Below are 18,847 nucleotides of genomic sequence, written 5' to 3' on the forward strand. Positions count from 1 at the left end.
TAACCCGCATGGCTATCCTTACGAGGCAACTGCTTATCGTAAAGGACAGCCATGTGGGTTTTTACATAACTGCATCAGAGGTAACCGGATTGTCCTCTGACTGAGAAATTCAAAGAATTGAGATGGTCTGTTTCGTTAGTATCCGGATATCGGATGACTAGTTCTCCTTCATCACTGATGTCCATGACACGGGCAGATTTTGAGATCTGGTCATGATGAACGGTGATTTCCCGACCGATAAGTCCAGACTTTTCTCTGCATACCGAAATGAATGTAGACGCATCCATCGACTCGCTCCATGCTGTATAAAAGGTGTCGAACCAGGATAGAAATCTGGTGATGATCGGATTAGGGTCAATGATCTGATCATTTTCGATTGCCAGAGAAGTGGCTTTAGATTTCAACTCTTCAGGGAGTTCTTCTCTGGACAGATTCGTGTTTATTCCCGTTCCGATCACGATGCCGGTCAGTTCTGATCCGCTGAAGTGAGATTCTACGAGAATGCCAGCCACTTTACGGCCGTCGATGAGAACGTCATTTGGCCACTTGATAGAAGCAGACCAGTCCGGTTCAAGTGCTTTGACCAGAGCAGCAGCAGTCAGCTGAGTCAGAAGGACAGCCTGCTGACTGTCGAATTTTGGTTTGAGTACGATAGTCAAGGCAACGGATTTTCCTAGATCAGTATGCCAGGAACGGCCCAGCCTGCCTTTTCCTTTGTACTGATAATCAGTCAGGATGACCGACCCATGAGCCAGTTCTTGAAGGTTTTTTAAAGCATAGGTATTTGTCGAATCGATTCTGTCGAAGAACTGGAACGATCGCCCGATAGAATAAGATTGCAGGTTTTCCGCTACAGACTCTTTACTGACTAGAGGGAGTGTCAGTCTGCAGGTGTCCTGTTCAGTCTGAATCGAGTAGCCCTGCATTTCAGCATCATTTATAAGCTGATTTATCTCTTCTGTCTCTATGTGAAAGGTCTTACTGACGAGATCAAAAGAAACGAAAGACGGATAGTCTGCTTTAAGTAAAGCAATAAAAGAAGAAATTAGTGACATGAGAGACTCCTTTTTAAAATTAGTTAATTAAGGTCAGTATACCTGATAAGTAGGCATTTGCCTATATCTATGCTATACTGAAACTGTTAAGCACATAACGGGCGAACGTACATAGGTGAAATAAACTATAAAATCAAATGCTGTAACAAGCGTATTAGAGGTGGAAGATTGTGAGTAATATAAAGATTATTCCTCTTGGAGGAGTAAGAGAAAATGGTAAAAATCTGTATGTACTGGAATCTGGAGACGATATTTTCGTCTTGGACTGTGGACTGATGTATCCTGAAGATGAACTGTTCGGAATCGATGCGGTCATTCCTGATTTCAGTTATCTTGAAGAAAACAAAGACAAAATTACCGGAGTCTTTCTGACTCATGGCCATGAAGATGCAATAGGCGCACTGCCTTATTTCCTTGATACATTTAATGTTCCTGTATTCGGTTCAGAGCTGACTATAGCTTTAGCTAAGCTGTTTGTGGGTCAGTCTAATCTGTCGACATCCTTCGATGACTATCATGTGATCGATGAACACACTGAAATCGACTTTAATGGAACAACAGTCAAATTCTTCCGTACGACCCATACGATTCCAGATTCAATGGGAATCGCCGTTCATACAGAAGAAGGAAACATTGTCTACACCGGGAACTTCAAGTTCGATCAGAGTTCTCAGGACATGTACAGAACAGATCTTTCTCAGATCGCAGACTTAGGTAAAGAAGGCGTTCTGGCCCTGCTGAGTGATTCTGGGGACGCAGAAAGTCAGACTGAAAATGTGTCTGAGAAAAAAGTCCAGGAAGAAGTGCTTGATATCTTTCAGGATACCAGCAGCAGGATTATCGTGGCTGCAGTAGCAAGCAATATTTTAAGAATTCAGCAGGTTTTAAATGCGGCGCACAGTTCAGGTAGAAAAGTGTTCATCACTGGAAAGAACCTGGAAGCTATTCTAGAAACAGCCATGGATCTTGACAAGCTGACACTGCCTGATGAACATCTGATTGAACCTATCAGTAAAATCGATAAATATGATGACGACGAAATTCTGATTCTCGAAACGGGATCAGCGGGTGAGCCGATCAAAACACTCAACCGTATGGCTACATCTAATCATGATCAGGTGAACATCAAAGAAGGGGATCTTGTGTTTATTGCTACCAGCCCATCTACAGCAATGGAAGTCATGGTAGCTGAGACAGAAAACCTGATTTATAGAGCCGGTGGGACAGTAGTCAAGTTATCCGGCAGACTGAAAGCGTCCGGGCATGCGACGCCTAATGATCTGCAGCTGATGATCAACCTGCTGAGACCGACTTACTTCATACCGATTCAGGGTGAATACAGAATGCTTGCTGCCCATGCAGACCTGGCAAATGAGACAGGAATCCCTTATCAGAATATCTTTATTTTGAGTAATGGTGACGTCGTTAGCTATGCTAAAAATAAAATGACACAAAGCGGACAGGTATCTGCAGATAATACACTGATCGACGGGATAGGTATCGGTGATATCGGGAACATTGTCTTGCGTGACAGACGTCTGTTGTCAGAAGATGGTATTTTCGTTGCAGTAGTTACAATCGACCGTAAAAAGCAGCGTATCGTGTCTGATCCTCATATCGTTACGCGCGGATTTGTATTTGTAAAAGAGAGTCAGGATCTGATTAATGAATCGACGGAAATAGTGAAGAGTATAGTCAAAAAAAATCTCAAGCATAACGATTTTGACTGGGGTTCAATCAAACAGGATATTCGTGAAGGCCTGAATAACCACCTGTTCAAGAAAACGAAGAGAAGACCGATCATTCTTCCAGTAATTATGGAAGTCAATCAGAACAGACGCTTTACGAGATAATTATTTTGTATATAATTAAATTCAGATACTGTACTAGGGGAGTCAATATATTGGCTGAGAGTGAACTGTGAGTTCAGACCCTTAGAACCTGTACGTTCATACGTGCGCAGGAAGAGTACTTAACTGAGATCGACAGATCAGAGTAGGCACAAGCGCGCTCTCATAAATGTCATAATCTCCTTCCCTAGTTCAGTAAACTAACTAGAGGAGGAGATTTTTTTTATGCAGAACAGACAGTTGAGGATCTATCTTGAAGGGACCTTATTTGCCGCACTTGGGATGGTGCTCTCCTGGATTCCCTCAGGAATAGGGTCGTCATTCAGTGTTTCCTTAGGCATGATTCCGTTGACTTTCTACGCTATCAGAAGAGGATTGGGGCCAGGGATATTTGCCGGTTTTTTATGGGGGATCCTTCATTTTGTTACAGGATCGGTATATATGCTGAATGTGTATCAAGTCATTATTGAATATACAATCACCTATGCGAGCATTGGGCTGGCCGGATTCTACTCCAAAGACATTCTTGAGGGGATCAGAAACCAGAAAGGAAAACGGGTAAACATGACTATCGTCGCTGCTGTTCTAGTTGGAGCTGCCGCTCGGTATTTCTGGCACTTTATAGCCGGCTGGATATTCTGGGGAGACTATGCTTTATGGGGACTCAGTGCCTTTACATTTTCTCTAGTCATGAACGGTCTGAGTATGATCTCGACCGCCTTAGTGACCATGATCGTATTGCTGATGCTGTATGACCGGTCTCCACTGATTTTTTTCCCTAAAGGGAAATAACTGCTGCCGGCTTAAGATAGTGGACAGGAGGTTACAGGCTAATGTACACTAAGATAAATAACATTACCTTAGTGTATGAAGGAGACCTGTATGACGATTTTAAGCACGATTTTCTGGGGGTTTATTTTTCTGAACTCGGCTTTAGCCATATTTACTGTGTTTAAAGAAAAGGAACGGGACATCGCAGCGATCTGGGCCTGGCTGCTGGTCATTACGATGCTGCCAGGTTTCGGATTTGTAATCTATCTTTTTTTGGGAAGAAAAATATCACAAGAATCCATTTTTGATCTTCGAAGTCAGGATCGTATCGGCATGCATCAGCTGGTCGAGTCACAGAAGAGTCTGATCGAATCAGAGAACCTTGATGTTCCTGAATCAAATTATCAGGATAAGACATTTGAAATGGTCCGTTTATTTCTGGAAAGTAATCAGGCTGTTTTAACGAAAGGCAATAAAGTAAGAATCATAAGTGATGGAGAGGAAAAATTCGACCAGCTCATAAGAGATATTGAGAAAGCAGAGCATCATATTCATGTGACGTATTATATCTTTAGAGGGGATAATATAGGTCTGAGACTCTTGAGGGCTCTAGAAGAAAAAGCGAAACAGGGAGTTGAGGTCAAAGTATTGTACGACCCGGTTGGGGCCCGAGTACTGGGCAAAGATTTCTTCAACAAACTGAGAACATACGGCGGCCATGCTGAACCGTTTTTCGGCTCGAAATTTTTCCTGATCAACTTGCGTCTAAACTATAGAAACCACCGGAAGATTGTCGTAATTGATGGAAAAGTCGGCTACACTGGAGGATTTAACGTTGGCGATGATTATCTGGGTATGTACGAAAAAATGGGCTACTGGAGAGATACCCATCTAAGAATAGAGGGAAATGGTGTGCTTACTCTGCAGACTCGATTTTTAATGGACTGGAACGCATCAGCTAAAGACAAGCAAGTAAACTATGGGGAAGCTTATTTCCCGTTTTCAAGTCTAAAAGGGTCAACAGATATGCAGATCGTTTCCAGTGGTCCGGACAATGAGATGCATGCCATCAAGAAAGGGTTCATCAAAATGATCAGTATGGCTAAAGAATCCGTTTTGATCCAGACACCTTATTTCATTCCTGATGAAGCATTGATGGAAACAATCAAAATAGCCATCCTGTCAGGCATCAAAGTGAAAGTGATGATACCTAACAAGCCGGATCATCCATTTATTTATCGTGCCACTCTAAGCTACGCAGAAGAACTGGTAAAGAGTGGGGCAGAAGTTCATATTTACGACAATGGATTTCTTCATTCCAAAGTTATTGTGATAGACGGTGAGATTTTATCAGTAGGGACTGCAAATTTTGATATAAGAAGTTTCCGTCTGAATTTTGAAGTCAATGCATTTATTTATGATCGTTACCTCGCCAAAAAACAGGTCAGACTTTTTGAAGAGGATGAAAAGAAATCGTATTTACTGACAGAAGACATGATCAACAATTATTCCAGATGGGAAATTTTTAAACAGCAGTTTTCCCGGCTTTTTTCACCCATACTATAACTATCATTCACGTCTGTTCACTGCATGTGGAAATCCTTAGGGTACGTCCAGCATATTGAACAGGCGTGTTTTTATTCCTTAATTAATTCTGTCTCATCATATTATAATGATTAAATCATAAAATGATTTTTTATATGCAAAATTATACAAACGCTTACAATAGGGTCATCACAAGGAAGTTGGCTTAAAAACGTATCATTTGCAATTGTTTAAGCTTTCTGTAATAATGAATAAGGTCCTTTTTCTTGCAAAAATATGTAGGGTAAACTGCATGTGTTTGCTTGAAGAAACTAATTAGCCAGTAAGGTTAGGCAGGAACATTAAAAATGAATGAGATAACCGCTGGTACATAATCCAGTTATGTGTCTGTGTCTGTGTGAAGAGAAGAAGGTCTATTCCTTTTGTGGATTCATACAGTTTTTTTATGTGTTAAAACTCAGACCATAACAGAATAAACGTAGAGGAGATACGATTATGATCGAGTTCAAAAATGTATCAAAAGTATACGGAGATGGAACGAAGGCTGTTGACGATGTATCGTTTACGATCAACGCAGGAGAATTTGTCGTTCTGATCGGAACGTCCGGGAGTGGGAAAACGACGACCATGAGGATGATCAATCGGATGATTGATTCGACATCCGGAGAGATCCTTATTGACGGAAAAGACATAAAAAAAGAAGATGCCGTTCAGCTGAGGAGAAAAATCGGATATGTTATCCAGCAGACAGGCCTTATGCCTCACATGACAGTATACGAAAATATTGTAATGGTTCCAAAATTATTAAAATGGGAAAAAGAAAAAATGCAGGAGATCGCAGAACGTCTACTGAAGCGAGTCGATATGGGTCCTGAATTTCTTGACCGTTACCCACAGGAACTTTCTGGCGGACAACAGCAGAGAATTGGTGTCATCCGAGCACTTGCCGCTAATCAGGATATTATCCTAATGGATGAACCGTTCGGTGCACTGGATCCGATCACTCGAGATGCCTTACAAGAACTGGTCAAGCACCTTCAGGAAGAAATGGGTCGTACAGTCGTATTCGTTACTCATGATATGGACGAAGCACTTAAGCTAGCAGACAAGATTGCGATCATGTCAGAAGGAAAAATCATTCAGTATGACACACCCGATAATATTTTAGCCGAACCTGCAAATGAATTTGTCGAGAGCTTCCTGGGTGAGGACAGACTGCAGCAGCGTTCAACCATGCAGACGGTAGATCAGGTCATGGTGAAGAGACCCATTTCAGTTACATCGGATATTACGTTGGGAGAAGCCATTCGTGTCATGAGAGACAGAAGAGTAGATACGTTATTTGTAACTGATATGGATAATGTCCTTCAGGGGCTGGTCGATTTCGAAGCAATAAACAAAAATAGAAAGACAGCCTCTACAGTGCAGGACATTATGTCTCATGTCTATTACGTAAAATCTGGAACCTTACTGAGCAGTGTGGCAGACAAGATGCTCAAGCGTGGATACAAGAACATCCCTGTTGTCAGCGAAGAAGGGAAACTGGAAGGTCTTGTCACACGGGCATCACTGGTAGATATCGTCTACGATACAATCTGGGGAGATGACGAAGAAGTGGAAAGCATTCCTCTAGAGACGACCCAGTTTTCAGAATCAGAATAGGAGGAGACCTAAGTGATCGATTTTTTTAACAACTATGGTGCTCAGATGATGAGACTGATCTGGGAGCACTTATATATATCAATAATAGCATTAGGTTTAGGGGTGATCGTAGCTGTCCCAGTCGGCATACTGCTGACACGGACGGATAAGCTGGCAACGTTTTTCATCGGTCTGGCATCCATACTTCAGACTGTCCCGTCACTGGCACTGCTGGCACTGATGATTCCTTTTCTTGGGATCGGTCGGTTTCCGGCTATCATGGCACTGTTCATTTACTCTCTGCTTCCGATCCTCAGAAATACGTATACAGGTATGAAGGGTGTGAATCCGGATCTTGTAGACGCAGCTAGAGGTATGGGAATGACAGAATCACAGCTGGTCAGAAAGGTGGAGCTCCCTCAGGCAGCCCCAGTTATAATGGCGGGGATCAGACTTTCAGGTACATACGTTATTGCCTGGGCAGCTCTTGCTTCATATATCGGAGCAGGCGGACTTGGAGATTTTATTTTCAATGGGTTGAACCTGTATATTCCTGAGCTGATCATAGGAGGCACGATTCCTGTGACCATACTAGCTTTACTCGTAGATTTTGTATTAGGTCGTGTAGAGAAGAAGGTTACACCTAGAAACCATGTCATAGACTAGAGAAAGGCTGATAATAATGACGTTTAAGAAAAAAATGAAACTTGCTGCTTTAAGTTCTGCAGCAGTAATGATGACAGCTTGTTCTCTTCCTGGCCTTGGAGCAGGTCTGACCGAAGAAGGGAATATTACCATTGCTACTCAGTCTTCTACTGAGATGGTCATTTTAGGCTACATTGTTCAGGGGATGGTCAATCATTACTCAGACATCAATGCTGATGTTATTCAGAACCTCGGATCGTCCACTATGGTTACACAGGCTTTAGCCCAGGGTGATGCGGATGTAGCTGCTGCAAGCTACACAGGGACTGCGCTGACAGGCGAATTAGGGATGGATCCGATCACGGACCCTGATGAAGCCAGAGAGGCTGTGACAGAAGGATTTAGAGAACAGTATAATATGAGATATTTTCCATCATATGGATTTGAAAACACCTATGCCTTTCTCGTAACCAGTGAACTGGCAGAAGAGCATGGACTCGAAACAATAAGTGATCTGGAGCCCATTGCTGGAGATCTGACTGCTGGAGTCGATAATTCCTGGATGGAAAGAGAAGGAGACGGGTACCGGGCGTTTCTTGAGACTTATGAATTTGACTTTGACACCGTCTATCCTATGGAAATAGGTTTGGTGTACGATGCGGTTCAATCAGGTAATATGGATATCGTCCTGGGATATTCAACGGACGGACGTATCGCCAGTTACGATCTGGTCTTTCTTGAAGACGACCTCAACTTCTTCCCTCCATATGACGCAAGTCCATCAGCTTTATATGATACGCTTGAAGAATACCCTTTAATTGAAGATATTCTTCTGAAACTTGAGGGAATGATTGAAACTGAGCAGATGCAGGAAATGAACTTTATTGCCGATGAATATCTGATCGAGCCGGCAACTGTAGCTGTAGAATTTCTTGAAGCCAATAATTATTTTGAAGACAGTGAACCTTATCTCGAACCAGCAGGAGGGGAATAAGATGTTAAATATAGAAGGATTAGATGAATTATCACAAATGAATAATGTTCAGCAGCTGATTTACTATGTACAGCAGAACGGACCCTATTTATGGGATCAGTTTGTCAGACACTTTCTCATCTCGATTTACGGTGTGCTGTTTGCAGCTCTTGTTGCCATTCCTCTGGGATTTTATATAGCCAGACACAGTAAGCTGGCTGACTGGGTCGTCGGCGCAGCTAACGTCATACAGACAATACCGTCACTGGCGATGCTGTCGATTCTTATGCTAGGATTTGGGATAGGAGTCAATACAGTAATTATTACAGTATTTCTATATTCGCTGCTTCCAATCGTTAAAAACACATATGCGGGTGTGAAGAGTGTAGATAATGCGCTGATGGATGCGGCGAAGGGCATGGGCATGACCCGCTGGCAGCAGACTTACAAAGTTGAACTGCCTATGGCTTTATCAGTGATCATGGCCGGTCTAAGGAATGCTCTGGTTGTGGCGATCGGGGTAACGGCTATAGGAACATTTATTGGTGCGGGAGGACTTGGAGATATCATACAAAGAGGTGTCAATGCTTCTCAAGGAGGAGCTATCATCCTGGCCGGTGCGATTCCAACTGCGCTGATGGCTGCTGTGGCCGATCTGGTCCTGGCGTGGCTTGAAAGAAAACTGAATCCTGCAAGTCGGGTAAGCAGATAAAGTAAAACAGCTATGGAGATGGATGGACTATCTCTCATAGCTGTTTTTTATTTTGCTAATCTGATATGCCTGATATCTTTGGCATTGATTAAGTAGGTCGTGCGTGATGATGCAGTTTTTATAATGATTTGAGTTGAGTGAGGTGAAAATACTGGAATCCCGATATACTCGTTGATCTGATCTGAATGAGTAGTAGGATTGACCTGAATGATAATACGCTGCTGCTTTTTCACAGACTGTTTAAGGAATAAGCCCAACTGACTCTTGGGCATCTGTGGCTGTACTTTAGATAAACTGGTAGAAAACAGGGCGCCGTATCCTTTCCTGAAAACATCTACAATATGCTGTGTTTCGATGGCTAATTTACTCATGATCGTCCTCCCCGAACATATGTTACCTTTAGTATATCGTACGAACATACATTCGTCAACAGTCTCATGTAGTTTTTTTAATAATTGTCTGTAATGTATTTGTCTGTCTAAAATTCTGGAGCATGATCAAGTCAGATAAAGAGGAACTGAAGATAAACCCGAACTGGGAGGAGATTTTAGTGCTTTTGTTTCAATTTAACTAAAAAAAACGTATAATAGAAATGAATACATTATAAGGAGTGGGTATTTTATGGATTATCAGCTGATAACCGATTCCTGTTGTGATCTTCCGCTGGAACTAGTGGAAAGATTCGACTTGGATATTGTCAACTTCACAATTACTATCAGTGGAAAAGAGCTGATCGACGATATGGGAAAAACGTTTGATAAGACGTCCTTTTTTAATCGACTTAAAGAAGGTGAGACTGCTTCAACCTCACAAATCAACGTTCATGCCTATCTCGAAAAATTTAAGAAGTATGTAGAAGAAGGTAAGCCGGTTATTTACTTAGGGTTTTCTTCTGAACTTAGTGGGTCACTTAATAGTGCCCGTCAAGCTAAACAGATGCTTGAAGAAGAATATGATGATGTGGATCTGACCATTATCGACACAAGGGCAGCCAGCCTGGGGGAAGGTCTACTAGTCTATGAAGCTGCACTCAAAAAAGAGGCAGGTATGAGTAAGGAAGATCTGGTCAAGTGGGTCGAGGATAATAAGTTGAACTATCACTCCTGGGTTACCGTAGATGACATTAAACATCTTCAACGTGGGGGAAGAATCTCAGCTACTGCAGCGACAGTAGGTTCACTGCTCAATGTTAAGCCCATCATCATCTTGAACCGTGAAGGGAAGCTTGTCCCGTTCTCAAAAGTTCGAGGCAGGAAGAAGTCGCTTCAGTTCCTTATCGATCAGACAGTTAAAAACATCAGAGATGAAGAGGATCATGCGGTCTTTATCGGTCATGTTGGAGTACCTGAAGATGCTGACTTTGTCAGAGAGAAACTGCTTGAAAAAGTGAGCCCTAAGGAAATCATCATATCAAGTTACGGTCCCACAATCGCAGCCCATACAGGATTTGGCTCTTTATCCGTCTTCAGTTATGGAGAAGAACGGTAACCGTTTAGATCTCTCGTCACCGCAGTCATGAATAAAGAGACTGCTGATAAGTTTAAGTTGACACTAATTTTGAGAGTATGCTATTATAAATTTTGTTAATACAATTTATATCAATGCGGTTGGGCGTGAGCTTTCAAGGTTATTTTCTTCTAGGGCGAGAAGAAGGCCTGTTAGCCGCGCCCTTTTTTTTGAAAGGGGGAATATAAAGTGAACCGTGAAGCAATTAATTATGTTAAAGATGCTGAGGCTAGAGTTGAAGAACTTAGAGCCAATGCGGAAAAAGAGATAAAAGACATCAAGGCTGGGACTGCTCTTCGAATGGATAAGATAACCGAACAGACCGAACACGAACTGGCTGCTTTTAGAAAAGAGTGGCAAGAACAAGTCGAGTCCAGGCTGGAAGAAGACGAGAAAGTGTTTGAAGAGCAGATCAATGAAGATATCAACCGTTTCAACGGCACCTATGAATCGGAAAAAGACAGACTAGCCAGTCGAATAGCAGAGGAGGTATTGCGTCGATATGGCAATAGCTAAAATGAAAAAACTGACTTTATTAGCAGAACATACTAATAAAGAAGCTGTTTTGAAGAGTGTCCAGGAAATGCAGAGTCTTGAAATCATTCCTGTAGCAGAAGTTCTGGAGGAAAGTCTGCTGAATGACTTCGATACGAGTGCTTCGCGTGATTTGTCTAACGACAGTCAGGCCAGACTGCAGGATATTGAATATGCAATCAATTACTTACAAGATTACGTCGAACAGCCGGGTTTGATAGAGCGCCTTAAAACTAAGAAAGAAGTATTTTCATTAAAAGAACTTGAAAGCATTGTAGAGAGTGCAGACGTTGATGCTCTTCTGGAGCAAGTATCCCTGAAGGAAAAGCAGCTCAACAATCTGGATGAGAAAATCAAAGACCTCAAACAGGAAGAAGAATTCCTGAGAAAGTGGCGGGCACTTAGTTTCAAGCCTGAAGAGGTCAGTCATTTCAGACTGATGGATGTTCTGGTGGGAACCGTTGATAAAGAACAATCAGAAGCACTTGTTGAGGGTTTACGTGATAATGGCAGAATATATTATGACGAAGTATATAGAAGAAGTGACGAAGTCGCTTATCTCATCATTCTTCCTAAAACCGAGAGAAAGCAGTTTGATGATCTTGTCGCTCAATACAGTTACAGAGAACTGACATATACACATGAACTTCTTCCGGAAGATGAGTTATACCGTAATCTTACCGAACAGAAGCAAGTCAGAGGTGATAAAGAAAAGATAATTGCTGAGATGAAGAAATGGACAAGTCTCTACAGGAACCTGGAGCTCGCTGAGGAATATTACTACAATCTGTCTGAACGAGAAAAAGCACACAATCTTCTTCTAGACAGCCATCACCTGTTCCTTCTATCTGGATGGATAGAGGAAGAGAAAGTGGATTCTTTAAAGGCTAACATCGATCAGACGATCGGCGAGAGCGAAGTCGCTGTTCTATCCGAAGATATAATGATGAAGGAATACAATGAGGTTCCTGTCGTGCTGAAGAATAACAGTTTTGTCCGACCATTCGAGATGATTACAGAGATGTTCAGTTATCCAAAATACAACGAAGTCGACCCCACACCGTTGATGATGCCGTTCTTTATGGTATTCTTCGGCATGATGGCCGCCGACCTTGGCTACGGTATGCTGCTCTTTGGAGTCACATTGTTCGCCTTGAAGGCATTCAATATAGAAGGGTCGATGGGGAACTTCTTGAAGTTTCTTTACACCCTCTCGTTTCCGACGATGGCCTTCGGAGTATTTTTCGGAAGTTTCTTCGGAATAGAGCTGCCCATACAAGTCTTCTCCTTACAGGATGATGTACTTGAAATTATGGCATTTTCAGTTGTGCTCGGACTGATCCAGCTGCTTTACGGGCTCGTCTTGAATGGAATCATCAAAGGAAAGCAGGGACAGAGAGCCTCTTCATACGTCGATGGCTATGCCTGGTTCCTTATGCTGATCGGTTTCATCCTATGGGTCGGTGGAGCCATGCTGCTGAACATGCCGCTGCTTACGCAGATAGGTATCGGACTTGTGGTTCTTAACGCAGTAGGGATCCTTGTCGTATCAGCACTTTCCAGTTCCAACAAAGCATTGGGTATTGGTCTTGGAGCATACAATTTATATGGAATATCAGGTTATGTAGGAGATATTGTCAGTTATACAAGACTGATGGCACTGGCAGTAGCAAGTGCAAATATTGCGATGGCGTTCAATATGATCATCGGTTTCCTGCCGCCTATAGCAAGATTTACTGTAGGTGTTCTGATCATTATTGCCCTGCAGGCACTAAATATAGCACTGACATTCTTAAGTGCTTATGTCCACACATCCCGACTGCAGTACGTTGAGTTCTTCGGTAAATTCTTCGAAGGCGGAGGCAGACCACTGACTCCACTCAAAATGCTTGAAAAACATGTCTGGATGGAAGACAATAATAACGGTTAAAACTATATTTATAATAATGGAGGAAAAAAATAATGAGTAACTTTGAACTGTTTTTTGGAGATAATTTAGGTTTTGTATTTGGTGCAGTAGGTGTCGCTCTGGCAGTCATCCTTTCAGGTATCGGATCATCAAGAGGGGTAGGATCTGCAGGTGAAGCAGCAGCTGCCTTGACAAAAGAACAGCCGGAAAAATTCGGTCGTGCCCTTGTTCTACAGATGCTTCCAGCAACACAGGGACTTTACGGTTTCGTTATCGGACTGCTGATTATTATCAACTTGTCTACTAACCTTGACGTATCAACTGGATGGTACTATCTGATGGTCGGACTTCCTGTAGGATTTACTGGACTGACATCCGGTACGCTTCAGGGTCGTGTCTCAGTAGCTGCAATGCAGATCCTAGCTCAAAAACCTGAACACACAACTAAAGGGATCATTTATTCAGCGATGGTTGAAACATATGCAATTTTAGGTTTCGTTATTTCCCTGATGATGATAATCTTCATGTAATAAATGAGAGAAAGGAATTTAGAATTCAGTGATCAGACAGCCATCTGTCACTTAATAAACTGAATTCCTTGTTTCATTTCATTATTATTACTCTGAACAGGAGGGAAATCATGGCAGATTTAAAATTACTGACTGAACGAGTCGTTGAAAAAGAAAAAGCGGCTATCCGAAATGAAATTGAAGAAGCTAAAAAACAGGCTGAAGATGACATTCAGGCTGCCGAAGCAGAAGAGGTACAGAAACGCCTTCAAGCTAAGGAGCAGATCGAATCAGATGCCGAACATGATTACACGATTCGAAGAAACACATTGGATATCAGACGGCGCAATGAGGTGCTGGCTGCGAAACAGTCTATTCTGGACAACATGTTCAAAGAGGCTAAAAACAGACTGGATAATCTGGATGATGAGACATTCAGACAGTTTACTGCGAACGTATTGAAACAGTTCGACAAAGAAGGACAAGTGACGTTGAAACTGGGAGAAAAGTCTGCCCATTCTATTGACGGAACTTGGGTAACTTCTAATAAACCTGCTGAGCTGACTGTGCTGGTATCCAAGGATACTGTAAAAGGACAGTCCGGCTTCATTATTGAAAAAAATGGCATAGAATACAACTTCTTATTCGATTCTTTAGTGGAAGATGCCAGAACGGACATTTTACCAGATATATCTAACGAATTATTTTAAGGAGGAGAATACAGTTGAAAGATACCGCTTATGGTTCAAGTAATGTTCTCATACGGATTTACGAGAACGATCTCCTCACTCGATCTCATTTCGAACGCATGCTGACTGCCGATTCTTTTGAAGATGCTGTCAACGTGCTGAGAGAAACACCTTACAGGAATGACGTCGATAGAATCAAAGAAGATAAAAGTTATGATGAGATGTTCATGAATGAGCTCCACCAGACATTCGATGAGCTGTTAAAGATTGTTCCCAACAAGGAACTTATAGAGCTTGCTGGATTGAGGTATGCTTATCACAACCTGAAAGTTCTCTTTAAAGAGGAGTTTACAGATCAGAATCTGGATCATTTATTCATCCCGATCGGCCGTTATCCTGTATCAGAATTGAGACAGGCAGTCAGAACAGGTGAATCTGATGTCCTTCCTGCTGAGTATATGGACAGCATCCATGAACTTCAGGAGGATTACGATCAGTATCAGAACGTTCAGTCTGTCGATATCATACTGGACAGACGGTACTTTACACATCTTCGTCTTCTGGCTGACCAGACAGGTGAAGAGGGCGTGCCTGAACTGATAGAAACGCTTATAGATTATAACAACATATCTACTTTGGTCAGAGGAATGAAACAGAATAGAACACGCAATTTTCTGCTGACTGTTCTTTCAAGTTCCGGATCTATTCCTAAAGAAGATCTGCTCGAAATTGCAGATAATGGGCAGCAGTATGCGCTACAGTATTTTAGAACAAGTGATTACAGAAAATTGATCGAACAGTCTGTCGATTCTGAAACGAATGAACTATCTACTGTCAGGATCGATCATCAGACAGATGATGCGTACATGAATATGATGAGAGATGCCAGACTTCAGTCTTTTGGTCCGATGCCGGTGCTTGCTTATCTTTATGCTAAGGAAATTGAAGTCAAAAACCTCAGACTTATTCTTTCAGGTAAGGAAAATGGTGTACCTGCTGATGCGATCAGAGAAAGGATGCGATTGAACTATGCCCAATAAAATTGGAGTTGTCGGAGACAAAGATTCCGTTCTGGCATTCAAAATGCTCGGCTTTTCTGTTTACTTCGCATCTGAAGCGAAAGAGACCCGTCGAATCATCGACAATCTGTCAGACAAAGATTATGGTGTGATTTACTTGACAGAACAATTAGCAGAATTAGTCCCTGAAACAATCAGACGCTATGACGCTAAAATGAAACCTGCCATCATTTTGATCCCTAATCATACAGGCTCACGTGGCATCGGTAAGAAACGTGTGCAGGAAAATGTCGAAAAAGCAGTGGGTCAAAATATTTTATAGGAGGGTACGATTTTGAGTAAAGGAACGATTGTAAGTGTTTCTGGCCCTTTGGTCACAGCAAAAGGGATGGAAACAGCTAATATACAAGATATTTGCCGTGTAGGTAAACTAGGCCTTATTGGTGAAATCATTGAAATGAGAAACGACGTTGCCTCTATACAGGTTTACGAAGAAACGTCTATGGTAGGTCCAGGAGAAGTCGTCGAAACGACTGGTGAAGCATTATCCGTTGAGCTTGCTCCGGGTATGATTTCTCAGATGTTTGACGGAATCCAGAGACCACTAGATGAATTTATGGAAAAAACAAACAGTAACTTTCTTGAACGCGGCATGTCGATCGAGCCGCTGAATCGTGAGAAACAGTGGGAATTCACTCCTTCTCTGGAAGAAGGAACAGAAGTATCTGAAGGAGACATTGTCGGTATTGTTCAGGAAACTAAAGTAATTGAACACCGCATCATGGTGCCTTTCGGCGTTAAAGGTAAAATCAAATCTATTTCTTCTGGTTCCTTCACTATAAGCGACCCAATCTACGTGCTTGAAACTGAAGATGGCGAAAAAGAATTTACTATGATGCAGAAATGGCCAGTCAGAAGAGGCCGTCCAATCAAGACAAAGCTGAACCCGGAAGAACCGCTTATTACCGGTCAGCGAGTTATTGATACATTCTTCCCAGTTGCCAAAGGTGGCGCGGCTGCTGTTCCTGGACCTTTCGGAGCAGGTAAAACTGTCGTTCAGCACCAGATCGCAAAATGGGCAGACGTTGACTTGGTGGTCTATGTAGGCTGCGGAGAACGCGGGAATGAGATGACAGACGTTATCAATGAGTTCCCTGAACTGATCGACCCGAATACTGGAGAATCAATTATGGAGCGGACTGTACTGATTGCCAACACTTCCAATATGCCCGTTGCTGCGCGTGAAGCCTCTATCTACACGGGTATTACAATTGCTGAATATTTCCGTGATATGGGCTATTCTGTAGCAATCATGGCAGATTCGACATCACGATGGGCTGAAGCCTTACGTGAAATGTCAGGTCGTCTGGAAGAAATGCCTGGTGATGAAGGGTATCCAGCCTATCTGGGCTCTCGTCTTGCAGAATACTATGAACGTGCAGGTAAAGTGGTTACGCTTGGATCTGGAGACCGTACTGGAAGCATAACAGCGATCGGTGCCGTGTCCCCTCCTGGAGGAGATACTTCTGAACCGGTAACGCAGAATACCTTGCGTGTCGCTAAAGTATTCTGGGGTCTGGACAGTTCCCTTGCCCAAAGACGTCACTTCCCATCGATCAACTGGTTGAATTCCTATTCACTATATAGTAATGAAATGAATGACTATGTAGGTAAGCAGCTCGGAGAAGACTGGAATGACATGGTAACGCGAGCGAAAGCCCTCTTACAGGATGAATCGGAACTGCAGGAAATCGTCCGACTAGTCGGAGTAGAATCTCTATCAGAACGCGACCGTCTGAAACTGGTTGTTGCCAGAATGATTCGTGAGGACTTCCTTCAGCAGAATGCCTTCGATGATGTAGATACCTACACATCAAGAAACAAGCAGTATGAAATGCTGTTTACCATCCTTAACTTTGAAGATCAGGCTGTTCGTGCGATGGATCTGGGCGCCTATTATGATGAAATCATTAAAGGCACAGACAATGTACGTGAACGTGTCGGTCGAATGAAATATATCAGTGAAGATGATATTAAGACAATTGAAACGATCCGTAATCAAACGAAAGATGATATTCAGACAGTATTAGAGAAAGGCGGTGTTGAATCAGATGCTTAAAGAGTATAAAACAGTTTCAGAAGTCGTCGGCCCGCTGATGACAGTTGAAGGTGTCGAAGGCGTCAAGTTTGACGAGCTGGTCGACATCGAACTTCAGACCGGTGAGCGCCGGAGAGGACAGGTTCTTGAAATCAACGGAGACAAAGCTGTGGTACAGCTTTTTGAAGGATCAACAGGGATCAACCTGGAAGATACTAAAGTACGTTTCCTGGCTAAACCTCTCTCACTAGATGTATCAGAAGATATGATCGGACGAACATTTGATGGGATGGGGCGAGTCAGTGATGGTGGACCGAACCTGATTCCTGAAAAAAGTCTGGACATCAATGGAATTGCGATCAATCCGATTGCAAGAGACTATCCGGATGAATTTATTCAGACAGGTATTTCTACAATCGATCACCTAAACACGCTTGTTCGTGGGCAGAAGCTTCCGGTATTTTCCGGTTCTGGACTTCCGCACAAAGAACTCGCTGCACAGATTGCCCGACAGGCCAGTGTAACGAATACAGATGAGAAATTTGCCGTTGTATTTGCTGCGATCGGTATCACATTTGAAGAAGCCGAGTACTTCATGAATGACTTCAAAAAAACCGGAGCGATCGACCGGTCTGTTCTGTTCATCAACCTTGCAGATGATCCGGCGATCGAACGTATTGCGACACCAAGAATGGCCTTGACTGCTGCAGAATACCTGGCTTTCGAAAAAGATATGCATGTTCTGGTCATCATGACCGATATGACAAACTATGCCGAAGCGCTGCGTGAAATTTCTGCTGCCCGCCGTGAGGTACCTGGTCGTCGTGGGTATCCTGGATACCTGTATACCAACCTGGCTACACTTTATGAGCGCGCAGGTCGTCTGGAAGGAACCAAAGGGTCTGTAACACAGATTCCGATTCTGACCATGCCTGAGGATGACATTACCCATCCGATTCCCGATCTGACAGGGTATATTACTGAAGGGCAGATCATCCTATCACGGGACCTGTATAACCAGGGCTATCAGCCTCCAATCAATGTTCTGCCTTCTCTGTCCAGATTGAAAGATAAAGGTACGGGAGAAGGAAAGACCAGAGTGGACCACGCGCCTACAATGAACCAGATTTTCTCTGCCTATGCACAGGGTAAAGAGGCTAAGGAACTCTCTGCCGTGTTAGGTGAAGCTGCACTGTCTGAAACAGACAGAAAATATGTCGAGTTTACAAATAAATTCGAAAAAGAGTACGTGAATCAGGGGAACTATACTAACCGTACGATTCAGGAAACTCTGGACCTAGGCTGGGAACTTCTGAAAGTTCTGCCTCGTGCAGAGCTGAAACGTATCAAGGATGATATGCTTGACAAGTATCTGCCAAAAGGAGAGTGAG

18 protein-coding genes, 1 riboswitch and 1 other annotated feature are annotated in these 18,847 nt (G+C 42.8%); of the genes, 16 read left to right on the forward strand and 2 right to left on the reverse strand.

The window, feature by feature from the left end; translation table 11 throughout:
* Positions 1 to 74 precede the first annotated feature (74 nt).
* Positions 75 to 1,055 (reverse strand): biotin--[acetyl-CoA-carboxylase] ligase, encoded by a 981-nt coding sequence (locus BLR76_RS02335; RefSeq protein ID WP_091264971.1) that lies wholly within the window; start codon positions 1,053 to 1,055, stop codon positions 75 to 77.
* Positions 1,056 to 1,225: 170 nt separating this feature from the next.
* Between BLR76_RS02335 and BLR76_RS02340 the strand changes: the two genes are divergently transcribed.
* The 7 genes from BLR76_RS02340 (at position 1,226) to BLR76_RS02370 (ending at position 9,192) form a co-directional block, all read left to right on the forward strand.
* Positions 1,226 to 2,908, forward strand: a complete 1,683-nt coding sequence (locus BLR76_RS02340) for a ribonuclease J (protein ID WP_091264973.1) — start codon at positions 1,226 to 1,228, stop codon at positions 2,906 to 2,908.
* A gap of 25 nt (positions 2,909 to 2,933) precedes the next feature.
* A riboswitch (TPP riboswitch) is annotated at positions 2,934 to 3,039 on the forward strand.
* A 91-nt stretch (positions 3,040 to 3,130) separates the two neighbouring features.
* A complete protein-coding gene (thiT, locus tag BLR76_RS02345; protein WP_091264975.1) occupies positions 3,131 to 3,697 on the forward strand; it encodes an energy-coupled thiamine transporter ThiT in 567 nt (188 codons plus the stop codon).
* A 90-nt stretch (positions 3,698 to 3,787) separates the two neighbouring features.
* Positions 3,788 to 5,242 (forward strand): cardiolipin synthase, encoded by a 1,455-nt coding sequence (gene cls, locus BLR76_RS02350; RefSeq protein WP_091264978.1) that lies wholly within the window; start codon positions 3,788 to 3,790, stop codon positions 5,240 to 5,242.
* Between the two features lie 474 nt (positions 5,243 to 5,716).
* Positions 5,717 to 6,883, forward strand: a complete 1,167-nt coding sequence (locus tag BLR76_RS02355) for a betaine/proline/choline family ABC transporter ATP-binding protein (protein ID WP_091264980.1) — start codon at positions 5,717 to 5,719, stop codon at positions 6,881 to 6,883.
* A 45-nt stretch (positions 6,884 to 6,928) separates the two neighbouring features.
* On the forward strand, positions 6,929 to 7,528 hold the full coding sequence (locus tag BLR76_RS02360; RefSeq protein ID WP_176759582.1) for an ABC transporter permease: 600 nt from the start codon (positions 6,929 to 6,931) through the stop codon (positions 7,526 to 7,528).
* A 16-nt stretch (positions 7,529 to 7,544) separates the two neighbouring features.
* Positions 7,545 to 8,501: an osmoprotectant ABC transporter substrate-binding protein gene (locus BLR76_RS02365; protein WP_091264985.1), complete on the forward strand. Its 957-nt coding sequence runs from the start codon at positions 7,545 to 7,547 to the stop codon at positions 8,499 to 8,501.
* Position 8,502: 1 nt separating this feature from the next.
* The gene (locus BLR76_RS02370) at positions 8,503 to 9,192 is read left to right on the forward strand and encodes an ABC transporter permease (protein ID WP_091264987.1); all 690 of its coding nucleotides are present in this window, start codon (positions 8,503 to 8,505) and stop codon (positions 9,190 to 9,192) included.
* Between the two features lie 47 nt (positions 9,193 to 9,239).
* On the opposite strand, the gene BLR76_RS02375 is transcribed toward BLR76_RS02370, so the two are convergent.
* Complete coding sequence (locus BLR76_RS02375; RefSeq protein WP_091264989.1) at positions 9,240 to 9,563, reverse strand: hypothetical protein; 324 nt, start codon at positions 9,561 to 9,563, stop codon at positions 9,240 to 9,242.
* 250 nt (positions 9,564 to 9,813) lie between these two features.
* On the opposite strand from BLR76_RS02375, the gene BLR76_RS02380 reads away from it, so the two are divergent.
* From BLR76_RS02380 to BLR76_RS02420, 9 genes are all read left to right on the forward strand, one after another.
* Positions 9,814 to 10,680 carry a DegV family protein gene (locus BLR76_RS02380; protein WP_091264991.1) on the forward strand — a complete coding sequence of 289 codons (867 nt, stop codon included), beginning with the start codon at positions 9,814 to 9,816 and terminating at the stop codon, positions 10,678 to 10,680.
* Between the two features lie 117 nt (positions 10,681 to 10,797).
* Positions 10,798 to 10,844: a sequence feature (sodium ion sensor (DUF1646 type); this cis-regulatory element may regulate processes involved in with the transportation of sodium ions), on the forward strand.
* Positions 10,845 to 10,887: 43 nt separating this feature from the next.
* Complete coding sequence (locus tag BLR76_RS02385) at positions 10,888 to 11,214, forward strand: hypothetical protein (RefSeq protein WP_091264994.1); 327 nt, start codon at positions 10,888 to 10,890, stop codon at positions 11,212 to 11,214.
* Positions 11,201 to 13,162, forward strand: a complete 1,962-nt coding sequence (locus BLR76_RS02390) for a V-type ATP synthase subunit I (RefSeq protein ID WP_091264996.1) — start codon at positions 11,201 to 11,203, stop codon at positions 13,160 to 13,162. Before BLR76_RS02385 ends, BLR76_RS02390 begins: the two co-directional genes overlap by 14 nt.
* Before the next feature lie 32 nt (positions 13,163 to 13,194).
* Positions 13,195 to 13,671 carry a V-type ATP synthase subunit K gene (locus BLR76_RS02395; RefSeq protein WP_091264998.1) on the forward strand — a complete coding sequence of 159 codons (477 nt, stop codon included), beginning with the start codon at positions 13,195 to 13,197 and terminating at the stop codon, positions 13,669 to 13,671.
* Positions 13,672 to 13,781: 110 nt separating this feature from the next.
* Positions 13,782 to 14,360, forward strand: coding sequence for a V-type ATP synthase subunit E (locus BLR76_RS02400; RefSeq protein ID WP_091265000.1), 579 nt, complete (start codon positions 13,782 to 13,784; stop codon positions 14,358 to 14,360).
* Between the two features lie 14 nt (positions 14,361 to 14,374).
* Positions 14,375 to 15,379 carry a V-type ATP synthase subunit C gene (locus tag BLR76_RS02405; RefSeq protein ID WP_091265003.1) on the forward strand — a complete coding sequence of 335 codons (1,005 nt, stop codon included), beginning with the start codon at positions 14,375 to 14,377 and terminating at the stop codon, positions 15,377 to 15,379.
* Positions 15,369 to 15,680: a V-type ATP synthase subunit F gene (locus tag BLR76_RS02410; RefSeq protein ID WP_091265004.1), complete on the forward strand. Its 312-nt coding sequence runs from the start codon at positions 15,369 to 15,371 to the stop codon at positions 15,678 to 15,680. Before BLR76_RS02405 ends, BLR76_RS02410 begins: the two co-directional genes overlap by 11 nt.
* Before the next feature lie 66 nt (positions 15,681 to 15,746).
* Positions 15,747 to 17,477: a V-type ATP synthase subunit A gene (locus BLR76_RS02415; protein WP_425425692.1), complete on the forward strand. Its 1,731-nt coding sequence runs from the start codon at positions 15,747 to 15,749 to the stop codon at positions 17,475 to 17,477.
* Positions 17,470 to 18,846, forward strand: a complete 1,377-nt coding sequence (locus BLR76_RS02420) for a V-type ATP synthase subunit B (protein ID WP_091265074.1) — start codon at positions 17,470 to 17,472, stop codon at positions 18,844 to 18,846. The genes BLR76_RS02415 and BLR76_RS02420 overlap by 8 nt, the downstream gene beginning before the upstream one ends.
* Position 18,847 lies beyond the last annotated feature (1 nt).

The sequence above is a fragment of the Alkalibacterium thalassium genome, assembly GCF_900101165.1.
Taxonomy (GTDB): Bacteria; Bacillota; Bacilli; order Lactobacillales; family Carnobacteriaceae_A; genus Alkalibacterium; species Alkalibacterium indicireducens.

Excerpts from the sequence above, each read along its gene's own strand:
- BLR76_RS02335 (WP_091264971.1), bottom strand. The coding sequence starts at position 1,055 with ATGTCACTAATTTCTTCTTTTATTGCTTTACTTAAAGCAGACTATCCG.
- thiT (WP_091264975.1), top strand. The coding sequence starts at position 3,131 with ATGCAGAACAGACAGTTGAGGATCTATCTTGAAGGGACCTTATTTGCC.
- cls (WP_091264978.1), top strand. The coding sequence starts at position 3,788 with ATGACGATTTTAAGCACGATTTTCTGGGGGTTTATTTTTCTGAACTCG.
- BLR76_RS02355 (WP_091264980.1), top strand. The coding sequence starts at position 5,717 with ATGATCGAGTTCAAAAATGTATCAAAAGTATACGGAGATGGAACGAAG.
- BLR76_RS02360 (WP_176759582.1), top strand. The coding sequence starts at position 6,929 with ATGATGAGACTGATCTGGGAGCACTTATATATATCAATAATAGCATTA.
- BLR76_RS02365 (WP_091264985.1), top strand. The coding sequence starts at position 7,545 with ATGACGTTTAAGAAAAAAATGAAACTTGCTGCTTTAAGTTCTGCAGCA.
- BLR76_RS02370 (WP_091264987.1), top strand. The coding sequence starts at position 8,503 with ATGTTAAATATAGAAGGATTAGATGAATTATCACAAATGAATAATGTT.
- BLR76_RS02375 (WP_091264989.1), bottom strand. The coding sequence starts at position 9,563 with ATGAGTAAATTAGCCATCGAAACACAGCATATTGTAGATGTTTTCAGG.
- BLR76_RS02380 (WP_091264991.1), top strand. The coding sequence starts at position 9,814 with ATGGATTATCAGCTGATAACCGATTCCTGTTGTGATCTTCCGCTGGAA.
- BLR76_RS02390 (WP_091264996.1), top strand. The coding sequence starts at position 11,201 with ATGGCAATAGCTAAAATGAAAAAACTGACTTTATTAGCAGAACATACT.
- BLR76_RS02395 (WP_091264998.1), top strand. The coding sequence starts at position 13,195 with ATGAGTAACTTTGAACTGTTTTTTGGAGATAATTTAGGTTTTGTATTT.
- BLR76_RS02400 (WP_091265000.1), top strand. The coding sequence starts at position 13,782 with ATGGCAGATTTAAAATTACTGACTGAACGAGTCGTTGAAAAAGAAAAA.
- BLR76_RS02410 (WP_091265004.1), top strand. The coding sequence starts at position 15,369 with ATGCCCAATAAAATTGGAGTTGTCGGAGACAAAGATTCCGTTCTGGCA.
- BLR76_RS02415 (WP_425425692.1), top strand. The coding sequence starts at position 15,747 with ATGGAAACAGCTAATATACAAGATATTTGCCGTGTAGGTAAACTAGGC.
- BLR76_RS02420 (WP_091265074.1), top strand. The coding sequence starts at position 17,470 with ATGCTTAAAGAGTATAAAACAGTTTCAGAAGTCGTCGGCCCGCTGATG.